Raw genomic sequence first — 17,380 nt, forward strand, 5'->3', positions numbered from 1 at the left:
ATGTCCGCATTCACCCTGCCGCACCTGGCGTCGGATATGCCGTTGCGCATGGAGGCGCTGCCATGAGCATGCCTCCCGGCAATGACAACAACGGTGACAACGATGGTAACGGTGGCACTGCTTTTGCTATAGTGCGGGGTCATCCTTCCAGCGGATTCCGCTCCATGCGCCGATTCATCCCGTCCACGTCCTGCCTGATCGCCTTCGACACGTCGGCGCGCCATTTGTCGTTTACCAAGGCCGCGCACGAACTGCACATGACGCAGGGCGCGGTGAGCCGGCAGGTTGCGATCCTGGAAGACTATCTGAACGTCAAGCTGTTCGAGCGCATCAACCGCCGCCTGATCCTGACCGAGCCGGGCCGCGACTATGCGTCGCAGGTGTCGAGCATCCTCAAACAGATCGAGATGGCGACCTTCCAGGTGATGACCTACAACAGCCTCGCCAGCGTGCTCAACCTGGCCATTCTGCCGACCTTCGGCGTGAAATGGCTGATCCCGCGCCTGACCAAATTTGCCGCGGCCTACCCCGACGTGCTGCTCAATCTGAGCACGGAAGTATTGCCCTTCGATTTCAACACGCGCCAGGTCGATGCGGCGATCCACTTCGGCGAACCGGATTGGCCCGATACCGTGATGGTCCGCCTGATGGGCGAAGAGGTGGTGCCGGTCTGCAGCAAAGCCATGAACGACCGCATCACGTCGATCACCGACCTGGCCGACATCACCCTGCTGCAGCACACCACGCGGCCGCAGGCATGGCAGGACTGGTTCCGCCATGTCGGCGTGGATTGTCCCAATGCGCTTGCTGGGCCGCGCTTCGAACAGCTGGCGATGGTGATCCAGGCGGCCGTGGCCGGCATGGGCGTGGCGCTGATGCCCAAGTTCATGGTCGAAACCGAGATCAGTCTCGGGCAATTGCACGTGCCCTTCCCCTTTGCGGTGAAGAGCCCGCAGTCGTACTACCTCGCCTATCCCGAAAAGAACGCGAGCAAGCCCGCTGTAATCAAATTCCGCGACTGGATCCTGAGCGAACTGCAAGCCGGCTGATCCGCGTCGAAAATCAACCCAGACATACTAAAAGTCATGTTGATACAGCCATACATGCTATTTCCACAACGCATTAAAGTGGTGCAAAAAGGCTGATTGCGCTACGCTTCCACTTTTCAAAAACTCCTCCCAATGCCATATCGCAAGGCGCTTAGCGCAAGGTAACAATTGATGCATTGCACCATCGCGGCGCACCAACGCCAAGCCATGCAGAACATTTTCGTGCATTAGCAAATGTAATGATGTCGTGACATTTTTTGATTTTAAGAAATGTTGCGTTATTCCTTATACTCGGTCGTCGAACGCGATTGCACCGCTATTGCCCCCTACTCAGCCACAAAGGAATTTCATGCCATCCTCCCGTCTCTTCGCCACTCTGGATTTCGATCTGTCCGCCTACACCGGCAACGATCTGACAATACGTTCGCCACGCGACGGGCAACTGATCGCCACGCTCAAGGCCCACACCACGGCGCAAGCCGAGACCGCGCTGGCCGATGCCCAGGCTGCTTTCCTCGCCTGGCGCGAAGTGCCTGCGCCGGTGCGCGGCGAACTGGTGCGCCTGCTCGGCGAAGTGCTGCGCGAACACCGCCAGGCGCTCGGCGAACTGGTCACGCAGGAAGCCGGCAAGATCCTCTCCGAAGGTCTCGGCGAAGTACAGGAAATGATCGATATCTGCGACTTTGCCGTCGGCCTGTCGCGCCAGTTGCACGGCCTGACCATCGCCTCCGAACGTCCCGGCCACCGCATGATGGAAACCTGGCATCCGCTGGGCGTATGCGGCGTCATCACCGCGTTCAACTTCCCGGTCGCCGTGTGGGCGTGGAACGCCGCGCTGGCGCTGATCTGCGGCAACGCCGTCGTCTGGAAGCCGTCCGAGAAAACACCGGTCGTCGCGCTTGCCGTGCAGGCGCTGTTCGCCAAGGCGGTGGAACGTTTCTCCGCGCAACGTCCGAACGTCGTCCCGGCCAATCTGTGCCAGATCCTGATCGGCCACGCCGACATCGGCGAAGTGCTGTCGCGTTCGCCGCTGGTGCCGCTGGTGAGCGCCACCGGCAGCGTACGCATGGGCCGCAAGGTCGCCACCGTCGTCGCCGAACGCCTAGGCCGCAGCCTGCTTGAACTGGGCGGCAACAACGCCATGATCGTCGCGCCGTCGGCCGACCTGAATCTGGCGCTGCGCGCCATCACCTTCTCCGCCGTCGGCACCGCCGGCCAGCGCTGCACCAGCCTGCGCCGCCTGTTCGTCCACAGCAGCATCCACGATCAGGTGGTCGCGCAAATCAAACGCATCTATTCCAGCGTCAAGGTCGGCGATCCGATGGCTGCCGATACGCTGGTCGGCCCGCTGATCGACAAGGCGGCTTTCGACGCCATGCAAGGAGCCCTGCAACAAGCCCGCGCACAAGGCGGCGAAGTCACCGGCGGCGAACGCATCGACGTGCTCGGCGATGGCGTGTACGTGCGTCCGGCGCTGGTCTGCATGCCCGGCCAGAGCGCCATCATGCATCACGAAACCTTCGCACCGATTCTGTACGTCGTGAAGTACGACGAGCTGGCCGACGCCATCGCACTCAACAATGCCGTGCCGCAAGGCCTGTCGTCGGCGATCTTCACCAACGACATGCGCGAAGCGGAAACCTTCGTCTCTGCCGTGGGCAGCGACTGCGGCCTGGCCAACGTCAACATCGGCACCAGCGGCGCTGAAATCGGCGGCGCCTTCGGCGGCGAAAAAGAAACCGGCGGCGGCCGCGAATCCGGCTCCGATGCGTGGAAGAACTACATGCGCCGCGCCACCAACACGATCAACTACAGCAAGACCTTGCCGCTGGCGCAGGGAGTGAAGTTCGATATTGACTGAACCTCGCTTCCCCGTCACCGCGCCATAAAATAATAAACAGTTCCAAAACCTGCTTTCGATCTTCAGCGAGAGACCGCCCGCCGATGGCGGACGGTGCTCGCAGCAAAATCGAAACAGGTTCCAAGATCAGCAATACAGTAGCCACCGGAGATGCATTGATGTCGTTCCTCAAGTTGGAAAATCTGTCCAAGCGCTACGGCGATTTCACCGCCGTGGAAAACCTTGACCTGACCGTCGAAAAAGGCGAGTTCGTTTCCTTGCTGGGCCCCTCCGGCTGCGGCAAGACCACGACCTTGCAGATGATCGCCGGTTTCGTCGAAGCCAGCGCCGGACGCATCTTGCTCAACGGCCGCGACATCACCAACGAAAAGCCCAACCGGCGCGGTCTGGGCATCGTGTTCCAGAGCTATGCGCTGTTCCCGCACATGACCGTGTCCGACAACGTCAAGTTCGGCCTGGAAATGCGCAAGGTCGGCGCGGCGGAAAGCAGCGAACGTGTCAAGCAGGCGCTGGCGCTGGTGCACCTGGAAAAATTCGGCCATCGCTATCCGCGCGAACTCTCGGGCGGCCAGCGTCAGCGCGTGGCGCTGGCGCGCGCGCTGGTAATCCAACCGCCGATCCTGCTGCTGGACGAACCGATGTCCAATCTCGACGCCAAGCTGCGCGAAGAAATGCAGATCGAACTACGCGAGATCCAGCGCAAGGTCGGCACCACCACCATCATGGTCACGCACGACCAGTCCGAAGCGCTGTCCATGAGCGACCGCGTGGTGGTGATGGAAGCCGGCCATGCCGTCCAGATCGGCAAGCCGCTTGAGACTTACGAAAACCCGGTCAATGCCTTCGTCTCGCAATTTGTCGGCAAGGCCAATCTCTTGCCCGGCGCCGTCGAATGGGTCAGGGACGGCAGCGCCGGCGTGCGCGTCGGCAATCATGTGCTGGAAGTGCAAGGCACGAACCTCGCGGTCGGCGAGCAGACCACGCTGTGCATCCGTCCGGAAAAAATCGAATGCTGTACCGAAGCGGAAGAGCAACTGGGCGGCGTGGTGGCGTCGAGCTTCTTCCTCGGCAATCAATGGCTGTACCGCTTCGAAACCGATTGCGGCGACATCCTGGTGATCCTGAAGAACAACGGCCAGACTTCCTGCCAGCCGGGTCAGCGCGTGTCGCTGCGCTGGCCGACGTCCGCCATGCGCGCGGTCGGGTCGCAATCGCAATCGATGCGGAGCGCGCATGTCTGAGCAAGCCTCCTCCAGTCTCAAGCCCAAGCGCTCACTGCCTTACATTCTCTCGGCGCCGGCCACGCTGCTGTTCGTCACGATGGTGCTGGTGCCGCTGCTGCTGACCGCCCTGCTCGCCCTCAACAGCTACAGCGACAGCGTCGGCATCAAATCCACTTACGACCTGCACAATTACCTGGCGATCTTCGGCGACGACTACTACCTGCGCATTTTCTGGCGCACCTTCTGGATCGCCGGACTGACCACCCTGATCTGCATCCTGATCGGCACGCCGGAAGCCTATGTGCTCAGCCGCATGGGAGGCAGATGGCGGGCCTTTTTCCTGATCGTGATCCTGGCGCCGCTGCTGGTGTCGGTGGTGGTGCGCGCATTCGGCTGGAGCATGCTGCTCAGCGCCGACGGCCTCATCAACCATGCCTTGCAAGCCGTGGGCATCGCCCCGGTAAAAATGCTCTACACCTCCGGCGCGATCGTGGTGGCGCTGGTGCACGTGATGTTGCCGTTCATGGTGATCCCGGTGTGGACCGCGCTGCAGCGCCTGGACCCGACGGTGGAACACGCGGCCTTGTCGCTCAATGCCTCGCAGGCCACCGTGCTGCGCCGGATTCTGCTACCGCAGGTGGCGCCGGGCGTGCTCTCGGGCAGCCTGATCGTGTTCGGCCTGAGCGCCAGCGCCTTCGCGATCCCCGGCCTGCTGGGCGGACGCCGCCTGAAAATGGTCGCCACCACGGTGTACGACGAATTCCTCGGCTCGCTCAACTGGCCGCTGGGCGCATCGATCGCCATAGTGCTGCTGGTCGCCAATCTGATCATCATGATGACTTACAACCGGATCCTGGAACGCCGGTATTCCAAGACCCTGGGCTGACGGAGACACAAAAATATGCGACGCAACGGTCCGATTGCCCTGCTCTTTCACACGCTGGTCGTGATCTTCGTGCTGGCGCCCCTGGTGCTGGTATGCCTGGTCGCCTTCACGGCGCAAGACACCTTGTCCTTGCCCTTCACTGCCGGGTACGGCGCTTCGCTGCGCTGGTTCAAGGCGGTGTTCGACCATCCCGACTTTCTGCAATCCTTCTACAACAGCCTGCAACTGGCGCTGATGTCGGCCACGCTGTCGGTCTGCATCGCCTTGCCTGCCGGGCTGGCGCTGGGCCGTTATCGCTTTCGCGGACGCGATGCGCTCAACGGCCTGTTCCTGTCGCCGCTGATCATTCCTTCGCTGGTGCTGGGCGTGGCCTTCATGCGCATGTTTTCGGTGATGGACATCACCGGTTCCTTCTTCTGGCTGGTCGTCGCGCATACCGTGGTCATCACGCCTTACGTGCTGCGCATGGTGCTCTCGGCGGTGATCGGCATAGACCGCAGCAGCGAACAGGCGGCGCAGTCGCTGGGCGCCGGACCGTGGACGGTGTTTCGCCGCATCACGCTGCCGGCGATTTTGCCGGGCCTGAGCGGAGGCTGGATGCTGGCCTTCATCAACAGCTTCGACGAACTGACGATGTCGATCTTCGTCACCACCCCTGCGACGGTGACACTGCCGGTGCGCATGTATATGTACGCCACCGAATCGATCGATCCGATGATGGCCTCGGTGTCTGCCCTGATGATCCTGATCACCGGCGGCGCGATGCTGATTCTCGATCGCCTGTACGGTCTCGACAAGATCCTTATCGGAGAGCGTGTATGAGCCTGCTCAGGCGCGTGGCGGAGCAGGAGCGCAAAAGCATTGCGTTCTGGCTCGACGGCAAGGCGCTCAGCGCGCGCGCCGGCGACAGCGTGCTCACAGCAGTGCTGACGCAGGCGAATCAGCTGCGCCGCACAGAGTTCAGCGGCGCGCCGCGCGCCGGCTTTTGCCTGATCGGCTGCTGCCAGGATTGCTGGATGCGCAGCGAAGACGGCCAGCCTGTGCGCGCCTGCACCACCGAGATTGCAGAAGGCATGCGCCTGCTCAGCGGCGCCGCGCCGGCCGCAGGAGAAAGCGCGTGAGCGCGTCCTCCTCCACGCCGCAAATCGTCATCGTCGGCGCCGGACCGGCCGGTGTGCGCGCCGCGCAAACGCTGGTCGAAGCCGGCCTGAAACCGATCGTCATCGATGAAAACCGTCGCGCCGGCGGCCAGATCTATCGCCAGCCGCCGCCGGGTTTCGTGCGCTCGAAAAAAGAACTTTATGGTTTCGAAGCCGCCAAGGCGGAAGCGCTGCATAGCAGCTTCGACCAGTTGCGGGCCAACATCGACTATCGCCCCGACACGCTGGTGTGGAACTGCACGCCCGGTCAACTCGATCTATTGCATACGCAACGCCATCACGCACAGCCCTACACGCACCTGATCCTCTGCACCGGCGCGCTCGACCGCGTCATGCCCTTCCCCGGCTGGACGCTGCCCGGCGTCTACACCCTGGGCGCAGCCCAGGTCGCGCTCAAGGCGCAAGGCTGCGTACTCGACGGCCGCGTGGTCGTGGCCGGTTCCGGACCGCTGCTGTACCTGCTGGCTTATCAATACGTCAAAGCCGGCGCAAATGTCGTCGCCGTACTCGACACCGCACGCTTCGGCGGCAAACTGCGCGCCTTGCCTGCGTTGCTGCGCCAGCCGGCGACCTTCGCCAAAGGCCTCTACTTCATGGGCTGGCTGCGCGCCAAAGGCATTCCCCTCTGCGACGGCGTCGACACTATCGCCGCAGACGGCGAGCACACCATTCAAAGCCTGCGCTGGACGCGCGGCGGCAAGACGACTGCGATCGCCTGCGACGCGCTGGCAACCGGCTTCGGCCTGCGCTCGGAAACCCAGCTGGCCGAACTGGCCGGCTGCCGTCTCGTCTTCAATGAACTCAACCAGCAGTGGCTTCCGCAACGCGACGACGCCGGACGCAGCAACGTACCCGGCATCTATCTGGCCGGCGACGGCAGCGGCATCGCCGGCGCCGATGCCGCCGAACTGAGCGGACGCGCCGCTGCGCTGGCCCTGCTGCAAGACCTCGGTCTGCCCGCCAACGCCGCCGCCAAGACGGCGATGGCAAGCGAAAGCCGCCGGCTGGCGCACAGCCTGCGCAGCAACCTGCAATTCCGCCAGGGACTCGAAACCGCGTTCCCGACCGCCGTGCACTGGGCGCGCGATTGCGCCGACGATCTGGTGATCTGCCGCTGCGAAGAAATCACCGCCGGACAATTGCGCCGCGGCGTGCTGCAGGAAGGCGCAGTGGAAATCAACCGGCTCAAGGCCTTGACGCGCGTGGGCATGGGCCGCTGCCAGGGCCGGGTCTGCGGTGCCGCGGCCGTTGAAATTCTGTCCCAGGCAAGCGGCCTGAGCGTGGCCGAAACAGGCCGCCTGCGCGTGCAGGCGCCGGTCAAACCGATACCGGTCAGCGCGGCGCTGGCAGCGGAAGAGCAGGCATGAACACGTCCGCCCATCAAACCAATCACAGCCGCAACATCATCGATGCCGACGTCGCCATCATCGGCGGCGGCCTCGTGGGCACATCGGCGGCACTGGAGTTGCGTCGCCAGCAGCGCTCGGTGGTCGTGCTCGAACAAGGCTGGTGCGGCGCGCAAGCCAGCGGCGTGAACTACGGCGGCGTGCGCCGCCAGGGCCGCGCCGCCTGTCAGTTGCCGCTGTCCCAGCGCGCGCATGCGATCTGGCGCAGTCTCGAACAGACGATAGGCTGCGATGGCGAATACATCGCTTCCGGCCATCTCAAACTGGCGCGCAGCGACGCCGACATGCAAGAGCTGATCGCCTATCGCGACATGGCCGCTACACACGGGCTGGAACTCGAATTGCTGGAACCCGACGCCCTGCGCCGCCGTTATCCCTGGCTCGGCAACCAGGCTCGCGGCGCCTCGCTGTGCGCCGAAGACGGCCACGCCAACCCGCGCCTGATCGCCGCTGCGTTTGCACGCGCCGCCGAACAGGCCGGTGCGCGCTTGCTGCAACAAAGCGCGGTGCAAGACTTCCATTTCGACGGCAATTATTTCCTGCTGCAAAACAGCCGGGGCGTGCGCGTGCGCAGCCGCTTCCTGCTCAATTGCAGCGGCGCCTGGGGCAAGGACGTTGCACAACATTTCGGCGACACCGTTTCCGAGCAGGCGATCTATCCCAACATGTGCGTCACCGAGCCATTGCCGCCCTTGATGGATCTGAGCCTGGGCGTGGTCGGCGGCGCGTTTTATGCGCGCCAGGTCGAGCGCGGCAACGTCGTCCTCGGCGGCGGTCGCGGCGACGGCAATCTGGCGCTGGACGCCACACGGCCGCGCACAAGCTCAAGCCTTGCGGCATTGGCCGCGCTGACCGAGATGGTGCCGGCGCTGCGCCATGCCCTGGTGATCCGCACCTGGAGCGGGGTCGAAGGCGAGACGCCGGACAACCAGCCGGTCATCGGCCCAAGCGTCGCCACGCCCGGACTGTTGCATGCATTCGGTTTTTCAGGCGCAGGTTTTCAGCTTGCGCCGGCCGTCGGCGAAGTGCTCGCCGAACTGGTCACCAAAGGAGAAAGCAGTACCCCGATTGAGGCGTTTTCAATCGGACGCTTTGCAGTTCAGCACGTATAGAAAGAAGAATCAAAAGTTGCACCCACTGTTCAGGTTTAACAATCAAGAAGTTTGAATACCCCGTCGCCCAGTGTTGCGGGGATCGTTTTTACCGCCAAGGAGATCCAAAAATGAACATGAAATATCTGACGCTGACCTGTATGCTGACCTCCGTCCTCGGCGTGTGGTCGCCGGCACAGGCCCAGACCAAAACCCTGTACGTCGGCATGAACGGCGGCACCATGGAAAAGAATTACACCACCGGCATCTTCCCTGATTTCGAGAAAGCCAATAACGTCAAGGTCGTGGTCGTTCCCGGCACGTCGTCGGACATCATCGCCAAGATGCAGGCGCAAAAAGACAAGCCGCAGATGCACGTGGTCTTTCTCGACGACGGCGTGATGTACCGCGCGGTCAACATGAACCTGTGCGAGAAGGTCCGCGACACCCCCGTGCTGAAAGACCTCTACCCGTTTGCGCGCCTGGCCAACGACCATGCCGTGGCGGTCGACATGGGCGTGGTCGGCATCGGCTACAACAAGAAGATGTTCGCAGAAAAGAACTGGCCTGCGCCGACTTCGTGGCTGGATTTCGCCGATCCGAAGTACAAGCAGAAGGTGGTGTTCCAGTCCATCTCCAGCAGCACGTTCGGCCTGTACGGTTTCATGATGTACAACCGTCTGGTGGGCGGCACCGACAAGAACGTCGAGCCGGGCTTCAAGAAGTGGCCTACCTCGGTCGGTCCCAACGTGCTCGAATACCTGTCGAGCTCGGCCAAGATTTCGGAAATGATCCAGACCAACGAAGCCGCGATCTTCCCGCTGACCGTCACCGCCATCGCCAATCTCAAGGCCAAGGGCATTCCGGTTGAATTCGCGACGCCGAAAGAAGGCGGCGTACTGCTCATGGTCGGCGCCTGTGCGCTCAAGAACAACAGCGAGCCCGACCTGTCGCAAAAACTGATCGAGTATCTGCTGAGCGTGCCGGCGCAGACCAAAGGCATGGAGATGGCGGCATCGATTCCGGTCAATCGCAACGTCAAGCTGAGCGAGGCTGCGCAGGTCAAACTCGGCGGCAAGACCGAAGTGCTGACCAAGGGCATCAACACGGTCGACTGGGACGTTGTCAACGAAAAGCGCACCGAGTGGAATAACCGCTGGAACCGCATGGTCGAACAATAATCGCGCTGCTGCGCCGGACTACGCTCGGTCCGGCGCAGCGGATGCCATCCCGTCTTGACCAAGGCTTATTCGTATCACACAGGAAACCGCGGCACGTCCGCGGGCCTCCCCTCCAGCAATCTGCAACTCTGCATACGCCGATGAAACCAGCCTATCGTTTTAACCCCGCGTTTCAGACGCCGCAGGGTTCCCCCATTCGCGAGCTGTTCAAATACACCATGCAAGCAGGCATGATCTCTTTCGCCGGCGGCTACCCGTCTCCGGCGCTGTTCGATGCGGACGCACTGGCGCAAAGCGGCGCGGCCGTGCTGCGCGAATCGCCGACCGCTTGTCTGCAATACGGCGCAACCGAGGGCACAGCGGCGCTGACCGAGGCGCTGCGCACGCTCACGCAAGCACGCACCGGCGGCAAGGTGGCGGCAGAAAACCTGCTGGTCACGACCGGCTCGCAACAAGCCTTCGAACTGCTGCTGCGGGTGCTGGTCGGCCCCGGCGACTGTGTCGCCATCGAGCGTCCTGCCTACCCGGCGGCGATCCAGGCGCTGCGGCTGGCCAATGCCGACATGCTGGAAATTCCCAGCGACGACGACGGCATGGATACGCAAGCGCTGGAACAATTGCTGCTGGCCGGCGCACGACCCAAGTTGCTGTATGTCGTGCCGACCTTCGCCAACCCCACCGGCGCGACCTTGCCGCTGGCGCGCCGCCGCCATCTGCTGGAACTGGCGGTACGCTATCAGATGCTGGTGATTGAAGACGATCCTTACGGCGAGCTGCGCTTTGCCGGCGCGCCGCAGCCATTGCTGCTGGAAGTGGCCGCCACCGTGCCGGGCGGCGCCGACTGGCTGATCTATCTGTCGAGCCTGTCGAAAATCGTCGCCCCCGGCTTGCGCATCGGCTGGATGTGCGGCCCGGCTGAAATCCTGCGCCGCGCCGTCATCGCCAAGCAAACCGGCGACCTGTGCACCGCGCCATGGATGCAGCTTGCCGCGGCGCGTTATCTCAGCGACGGTTGTCTGGCGCGGCATCTGCCGACCATCATCGCGACGTATAAAGAACGTTGCGAGACCATGTTGCACGCGCTGCAGGCATGTTTCGGCGAAGATCTGGAAGTCACGGTGCCGCAAGGCGGCATGTTCGTCTGGGCGCGCTGGCGTGACGGCACCGAAGCCGCCGCGCTGTTGCAGCAAGCCGTACTCGAAAACGTGATGTATGTGCCGGGCGGCGCGTTCTACGCGAGTGCGGCCGATCCGGCGCGGCTGCGCCTGTCTTTCGCCACCGCGTCACCGGAAGAAATCACAACCGGGATGACGCGGCTGCAGACTGCGCATGAGAAATTGAAAAGCAAATCGCAACACTGACCAGTGCGCAATCTGTCGTCCTGACGAAAGTCAGGACCCGGCGTCGTATCCAACCGTGTTCACGACACTGGGTCCCAGCGTGCGCTGGGACGACGGCGGTTTATAAATTTTTTAACGGGAATGAGGACGCTGCAGAAGATCGACCAGGCGTGATTAAACCTGACTCACACGCTGATGTTGCCCAGCGTGCTGGCGCGATACGCCGCGACGAAGGTGTCGAAGTCGCCGATCTGCGTGCTCTCTATCGATTGCTGCTGTTCGATCGAGGTTTGGGCGGTGGCGTTGAATTCTGCAGTCAGTTCTGCGCTCAGGGGACGCGCCAGGAATTGCTCCGCCTGGCTGCGGCTCTGATTCAGCGCAAAGGCGGCAAACGAGTTGCCGACGGCGCGCACTTCTCTCAGCACGCGGGCCGATGGCGTCAGTTCAACGTCCCGCAGTTTTTCACGCTGCGCCTGCAAGGCTTGCGCATGCTGTTCGCCGCCGGCCTGGGCGTCCAGCAGCGCGGCGATAGGCTGCATGCGGTCCAGCAATTCGAATCCCCACTCCTGCAGGCCGATGGATTTGCCTTGCTGCTCCAACTGCAAGCCGGGACGGCGGCCTTCTTTGACAACTTTTGAGAAATTGCAGCGGCTTTCGGCGCCGCTCTCGTCCGAAGTCAGCGAACTCTCTTCAAACGCAATGAAATGCAGGAACACGTCGAGGAAGCGCGACGCCTGCAGGCTGACGCCCAGCGGTTCGAACGGATCGATGTCCATGCAGCGCACTTCGACGTACTGCACGCCACGCGCAGCCAGCGCCTGCACCGGACGTTCGCCGCTGTAGATCACGCGCTTGGGACGAATCGCCGAGTAGTACTCGTTTTCGATCTGCAGGATGTTGGTGTTGATCTGTATCCATTCGCCGTCGCGCTTGGTGCCGATGGCTTCGTACGCCGGATACGGCTGGCTGACGGCTTGCGACAGGCTTTTGATATAGCTGTGCAGATTATTGTAGTGCGGCGTGATGTTGGCCTGGGCGTTGCTCTGGTAGCCGAGGTCGCTCATGCGCAGGCTGGTGGCGTACGGCAAATAGAGCGTGTCGTCGCTCAGCGTTTCCAGCTTGTGCGGCCGGCCGCGCAGGAAATTGGTCGCCAGCGCCGGCGAGGCGCCGAACAAATACATCAGCAGCCAGCTGTAGCGGCGGAAGTTGCGGATCAGCGCAATGTAACTCTCGGATTGGTAATCGCGCGCCGAAAACGACGGCTCCACGCTTTGCTCGCGGTCGTCCAGCTCGCGCAGCAGCGTCCAGACTTTTTCGTTCAGCGAAAAGTTGTAATGGATGCCGGCGATGCACTGCATGGTCTTGCCGTAGCGCAAGGCCAGGCCGCGGCGATAGACGTGTTTCAGCGTGCCGATGTGCGAGGTGCCGTACCAGGCGATGGGAATCTCGTCTTCCGGCGGCAGCACGCAAGGCATGGACTCGTTCCACAGCAGTTCGCCGTCCAGATTGGCGTGCACGAAACGATGGATTTCATCGAGCCGCTTGAGGGCATCTGCGATGTCGTGTTCGGCCGGCGTGATGAATTCCAGCAGGGATTCGGAATAGTCGGTGGTGATCTGCTCATTGGTCAACGCGGAACCCAGCACGGCCGGGTGCGGCGTGGTCGCCAGCTGTCCCTGCGGGGTCACGCGCAGGGTTTCACGTTCCACGCCGCGCAAGCCTTGGCCAAGCAGCGCGCGGTTTTCCGGGCTGGCAAAAAGGGCGAGACGGCGGGTCAGCAGATCGGTCATGCAAGGTCCTCAGAGTCACTCAATTCAATTAGTTGGCGGAGCATAACCGAAAATTAAAATCTGCGTCGCCGGACCACTAAATCCGCGAACGATAGATTTTGCTCGCATTCAGGGCGTCCGACACCCTGCCCGGCGCAGCCCTTTATAATGTCGCTTTATTCTTCCACATTGAGCCCCTCCTCACCATGCCAGCACAATTAATCGACGGTAACCTGCTCTCCCAACAACTGCGCGCCGACGTCGCCAAACGCGCCGCCGCCCTCACCGCCCAGGGCAAACAGCCCGGCCTGGCCGTGATCCTGGTCGGCGACAGCCCGGCTTCCCAGGTGTATGTGCGCAACAAGGTCAAGGCTTGCGAAGACAACGGCCTGCACTCGGTGCTGGAAAAATACGACGCCGCGCTGACCGAAGCCGAGCTGCTGGCGCGCATCGACGCCCTCAACAAAGATCCCAAGATCAACGGCATCCTGGTGCAATTGCCGCTGCCGGCGCATATCGACGCCCACAAGGTGATCGAAGCGATTGCCGCCGAGAAGGACGTCGACGGTTTCCACGTCAGCAACGCCGGCCTGCTGATGACCGGCCAGCCGCTGTTCCGCCCGTGCACGCCTTACGGCGTCATGAAAATGCTGGAATCGATCGACTATCCGGTGCGCGGCGCCAACGCCGTCGTGGTGGGCGCCTCCAACATCGTCGGCAAGCCGCAAGCCATGTTGCTCTTGCAAGCCGGGGCAACCGTCACTATCTGTAATTCCAAGACCCGCGATCTGGGCCACCATACCCGCCAGGCAGATATTCTGGTGGTGGCCACCGGCAAGCGCAACATCGTCACCTCCGACATGGTCAAACCCGGCGCTGTCGTCATCGATGTCGGCATGAACCGCGACGATAACGGCAAGTTGTGCGGCGATGTGGATTTCGCCAATGCCAAGGAAGTTGCAGGTTACATCACCCCCGTGCCCGGCGGCGTGGGGCCGATGACCATCACCATGTTGCTGGTCAACACTATTGAAGCTGCTGAAAGAACCTGAGTTCCTATGACCACCAAGACAGATACCGCAATCGCTCCCGACAACAACCCGCTGCTGGACTTTTCCGGCCTGGCGCGTTTCGACGCCATCAAGCCCGAACACGTCACGCCCGCCGTCGACACCCTGCTGGCCAAGGCCAGCAAGCTGGTCACCGAGCTGGAAGCGCCGATGGACCAAGTCACCTGGGCCAATTTCGTCGAGCCGCTGGAAAACGCCACCGAGCAGCTGGGCCGCGCCTGGAGCATCGTCGGTCATCTGAATTCGGTGGTCGATACGCCGGAACTGCGCGCCACCTACAACGAAAACCAGCCTCGGCTGGTCGAGTTCTGGACCGCGCTGGGCCAGAACCTGGCGCTGTTCGAAAAGTACAAGGCCGTGCAAACCGGCCCGGAATACGCCGGCCTGTCGGGTGCGCGCAAGAAAGTCATCGACAACGCCGTGCGCGACTTCCGCCTGTCGGGCGCCGAGCTGCCTGACGACCAGAAGGAGCGTTTCGCCGAAATCCAGGAAAAATCAGCCGCGCTGACCACCCGCTTCTCGGAAAACATCCTCGACGCCACCAACGATTTCGGCCTGTTCGTCGAGAACGAATCCGAACTGGCCGGCCTGCCGGACGACGTCAAGCAAGCCGCGCGCGCCGCCGCTGAAAAAGACGGCACGCCGGGTTTCAAGTTCACCTTGCATTTCCCGTCCTACTTCCCGATCCTGCAATACGCGCACAGCCGCAGCCTGCGCGAGCAGATCTACCGCGCCAACGCCACCAAGGCGTCCGAGCTCGGCGCCAAGCCGGAATGGGACAACACCGCCAACATGCAGGAAATCCTGCAATTGCGCCATGAAGAAGCCGTGATGCTGGGCTTCAAGAATTTCGCCGAGTTGTCGCTGGTGCCGAAGATGGCGCAATCGCCGCAGGAAGTCATCGGCTTCCTCGAAGACCTGGGCCGCCGCGCACGCTCCTACGGCGAAAAGGACTGGGCCGAGCTGCGCGCCTTCGCGCACGACGAGCTGGGTATCGACACACTCGAAGCCTGGGACATGACCTATGCCGCCGAAAAGCTGCGCGAACAGCGCTACGCCTTCTCCGAGCAGGAAGTGAAGCAATACTTCCCGGAACCGAAAGTGGTCGAAGGCCTGTTCCAGGTCATCCAACGCCTGTTCAACGTCAACATCAAACCCGACAGCGCGCCGGTCTGGCATCAGGACGTCAAGTTCTTCCGCATCGAGCGCGACGGCAAGCTGATCGGCCAGTTCTACCTAGACCTGTACGCGCGCAACGGCAAGCGCGGCGGCGCCTGGATGGACGACGCGCGCTCGCGCCGCATGACCGCCAACGGCGTGCAGACGCCGATCGCTTATCTGGTCTGCAACTTCACCGAACCGATGACGGTCGACGGTGTGAAAAAAGCCGCGCTGTTCACGCATGACGAAGTCATCACCCTGTTCCACGAATCCGGCCACGGCCTGCACCACATGCTCACGCAAGTCGACGAAGTCGGCGTGTCGGGCATCTCCGGCGTGGAATGGGATGCGGTCGAACTGCCCTCGCAGTTCATGGAAAACTTCTGCTGGGAATGGGACGTGCTGCAGCACATGACCGCCCACGCCGAGACCGGTGCACCGCTGCCGCGCGCACTGTTCGACAAGATGACCGCCGCCAAGAACTTCCAGTCCGGCCTGCAGATGCTGCGCCAGGTCGAGTTCTCGCTGTTCGACATGCACATTCATTACGACTACGACGCCTCCGGCAAAGAAAGCGTGCAGTCGGTGCTGAACGCCGTGCGCGACAAGTTTGCCGTCATCCGTCCGCCGGAATTCAACCGCTTCCAGCATTCGTTCAGCCACATCTTCGCAGGCGGTTACGCGGCCGGCTATTACAGCTACAAGTGGGCCGAAGTCTTGTCCGCCGATGCCTACAGCGCGTTTGAAGAAGCGGCAGCCAAGGGCGACAACGTAGTCTCGATCGAAACCGGCCTGCGCTTCCAGAAGGAAATCCTGGCAGTCGGCGGTTCGCGTCCTGCCATCGAGTCGTTCAAGGCCTTCCGCGGGCGTGAGCCGAGCATTGACGCCTTACTGCGCCATAGCGGCATGGCTGCCTGAACCTGCTCACGATCTTACTGCGAGGCCGTGAGCAAGTTGTAGAAGAAAAAATCCGTCGTCCCAGCGCACGCTGGGACCCAGTGTCGTGACAACGGTCGGCACGACACTGGGTCCTGACTTTCGTCAGGACGACGGGTTGGTTTAATTCCTCTCTCCGGGTTTTCCTTGGTCCGCTATATGTCTATACTTCGTCCATGACCCGCATCGATTTCCACAGCAACGTCCCCAATAAACTCGCCTACGCCTGCCGCCTGGTGCGCAAGGCGCGCGCCGCGCAGTGCAAGATCGTGCTGCTCGGCAAGGATCGCAACGAACTGGCCCAGCTCGACCAGCTGCTGTGGTCCTTCTCGGAGCAGGATTTCCTGCCGCACGTGCGCGCCGGCGACCCGCTGGCGGCGCAGACGCCGGTGATCCTGACCGACAGCGAAGCCGTCGACTTGCCGCATCATCACGTGCTGATCAATTTGTCGGGCAACACGCCGGAGCACTTCGCCCGCTTCGAGCGCATGTTCGAGATCATTTCGTCCGACGAAGCCGACAAGGCCGCCGGACGCGATCGTTACCGCTTCTATAAAGAGCGCGGCTATCCTCTGAGCCATTTCGTCGCAGACTGAAGACACGACAGCCATGAGTCAATCTTCCGCCGACAACAGCATCCCGCTCCTGACCGAAGTCATCGCCACGCCTGCTGCTGCCGAACCGCAGACTCCGGCGCCCGCATCGACGCCGCCCAATGCACTGTATTGGGAAGACGCCCCGGCGCAGCCGCCGCTACAGGCGTACGACTACGGCCAGCCTCAGGTGCAGCCGGACTACCATCAGCATTACCAGCCTGAGCCGCAGCAATACCAGCCAATTCAGCAACCCATCTACCAGCCGACTTACGATGCGCCGCCGCTGCCGGTTCCGGTCAGTCCGCCGCTGCCTGCCGCCGCGCCCGTCCCGACCGCGGAACAGCTTCAGCAGCTCCGCCAGGAAATCCAGGACAACATCATGCAAAAGTTGCTGGGCCAGGTCGACAACGTGCTGCACCAGCATTTGCAGGATCACCTCGCCGTGATTCTGGACAATATGGCCGACATTCTGAAGACCCGCGTGCGCGCCAGCCTGGAGCAGGCCCTGGCGGAAAGCGTCACACAGGCGCTGGCGGAAGAAATGGCGAAGTTCGAAAATACAAAATATTAAGCTTTCTGCAAAATTATTTTCTTTTTTGAATACATAAAGCAGCTTTCTATTTAAAAATAGAAATACAGGCACGCTGATTG

15 protein-coding genes are annotated in these 17,380 nt (G+C 62.2%); 14 read left to right on the plus strand and 1 reads right to left on the minus strand.

The genetic code is table 11. The annotated features are described in order from the left end of the window. Positions 1-164 precede the first annotated feature (164 nt). The 10 genes from gcvA (at position 165) to AKL25_RS15925 (ending at position 11,218) form a co-directional block, all read left to right on the plus strand. A complete protein-coding gene (gcvA, locus tag AKL25_RS15880; protein WP_050478669.1) occupies positions 165-1,049 on the plus strand; it encodes a transcriptional regulator GcvA in 885 nt (294 codons plus the stop codon). Positions 1,050-1,398: 349 nt separating this feature from the next. Further along, positions 1,399-2,910: an L-piperidine-6-carboxylate dehydrogenase gene (gene amaB, locus AKL25_RS15885; RefSeq protein ID WP_050478670.1), complete on the plus strand. Its 1,512-nt coding sequence runs from the start codon at positions 1,399-1,401 to the stop codon at positions 2,908-2,910. 158 nt (positions 2,911-3,068) lie between these two features. Beyond that, on the plus strand, positions 3,069-4,151 hold the full coding sequence (locus tag AKL25_RS15890) for an ABC transporter ATP-binding protein (protein WP_050478705.1): 1,083 nt from the start codon (positions 3,069-3,071) through the stop codon (positions 4,149-4,151). Next, the gene (locus tag AKL25_RS15895; protein WP_050478671.1) at positions 4,144-5,019 is read left to right on the plus strand and encodes an ABC transporter permease; all 876 of its coding nucleotides are present in this window, start codon (positions 4,144-4,146) and stop codon (positions 5,017-5,019) included. Before AKL25_RS15890 ends, AKL25_RS15895 begins: the two co-directional genes overlap by 8 nt. A 15-nt stretch (positions 5,020-5,034) precedes the next feature. After that, the gene (locus AKL25_RS15900) at positions 5,035-5,841 is read left to right on the plus strand and encodes an ABC transporter permease (protein WP_050478672.1); all 807 of its coding nucleotides are present in this window, start codon (positions 5,035-5,037) and stop codon (positions 5,839-5,841) included. Further along, entirely contained in the window at positions 5,838-6,140 is a 303-nt protein-coding gene (locus AKL25_RS15905; protein WP_050478673.1) for a (2Fe-2S)-binding protein, read from the plus strand. The genes AKL25_RS15900 and AKL25_RS15905 overlap by 4 nt, the downstream gene beginning before the upstream one ends. Next, positions 6,137-7,546 (plus strand): FAD/NAD(P)-dependent oxidoreductase, encoded by a 1,410-nt coding sequence (locus AKL25_RS15910; RefSeq protein ID WP_050478674.1) that lies wholly within the window; start codon positions 6,137-6,139, stop codon positions 7,544-7,546. The genes AKL25_RS15905 and AKL25_RS15910 overlap by 4 nt, the downstream gene beginning before the upstream one ends. Next, positions 7,543-8,697 carry an NAD(P)/FAD-dependent oxidoreductase gene (locus tag AKL25_RS15915; protein ID WP_050478675.1) on the plus strand — a complete coding sequence of 385 codons (1,155 nt, stop codon included), beginning with the start codon at positions 7,543-7,545 and terminating at the stop codon, positions 8,695-8,697. Before AKL25_RS15910 ends, AKL25_RS15915 begins: the two co-directional genes overlap by 4 nt. A gap of 110 nt (positions 8,698-8,807) precedes the next feature. After that, the gene (locus AKL25_RS15920) at positions 8,808-9,857 is read left to right on the plus strand and encodes an ABC transporter substrate-binding protein (RefSeq protein ID WP_157050667.1); all 1,050 of its coding nucleotides are present in this window, start codon (positions 8,808-8,810) and stop codon (positions 9,855-9,857) included. A 140-nt stretch (positions 9,858-9,997) separates the two neighbouring features. Next, positions 9,998-11,218 (plus strand): aminotransferase-like domain-containing protein, encoded by a 1,221-nt coding sequence (locus AKL25_RS15925; RefSeq protein ID WP_050478676.1) that lies wholly within the window; start codon positions 9,998-10,000, stop codon positions 11,216-11,218. Between the two features lie 164 nt (positions 11,219-11,382). Here the strand turns inward: AKL25_RS15925 and gshA are convergent, their stop codons facing one another. Continuing rightward, positions 11,383-12,987, minus strand: coding sequence for a glutamate--cysteine ligase (gshA, locus tag AKL25_RS15930; RefSeq protein ID WP_050478677.1), 1,605 nt, complete (start codon positions 12,985-12,987; stop codon positions 11,383-11,385). 185 nt (positions 12,988-13,172) lie between these two features. On the opposite strand from gshA, the gene folD reads away from it, so the two are divergent. From folD to AKL25_RS15950, 4 genes are all read left to right on the plus strand, one after another. Further along, the gene (gene folD / locus AKL25_RS15935; RefSeq protein WP_050478678.1) at positions 13,173-14,018 is read left to right on the plus strand and encodes a bifunctional methylenetetrahydrofolate dehydrogenase/methenyltetrahydrofolate cyclohydrolase FolD; all 846 of its coding nucleotides are present in this window, start codon (positions 13,173-13,175) and stop codon (positions 14,016-14,018) included. 6 nt (positions 14,019-14,024) lie between these two features. Continuing rightward, a complete protein-coding gene (locus AKL25_RS15940) occupies positions 14,025-16,115 on the plus strand; it encodes a M3 family metallopeptidase (protein WP_050478679.1) in 2,091 nt (696 codons plus the stop codon). Between the two features lie 194 nt (positions 16,116-16,309). Next, a complete protein-coding gene (locus AKL25_RS15945; RefSeq protein ID WP_050478680.1) occupies positions 16,310-16,729 on the plus strand; it encodes a DNA polymerase III subunit chi in 420 nt (139 codons plus the stop codon). 13 nt (positions 16,730-16,742) lie between these two features. Beyond that, the gene (locus tag AKL25_RS15950; RefSeq protein ID WP_050478681.1) at positions 16,743-17,300 is read left to right on the plus strand and encodes a hypothetical protein; all 558 of its coding nucleotides are present in this window, start codon (positions 16,743-16,745) and stop codon (positions 17,298-17,300) included. Positions 17,301-17,380: the final 80 nt, after the last annotated feature.

It is taken from the genome of Herbaspirillum rhizosphaerae (assembly GCF_001189965.1).
GTDB lineage: Bacteria > Pseudomonadota > Gammaproteobacteria > Burkholderiales > Burkholderiaceae_D > Herbaspirillum > Herbaspirillum rhizosphaerae.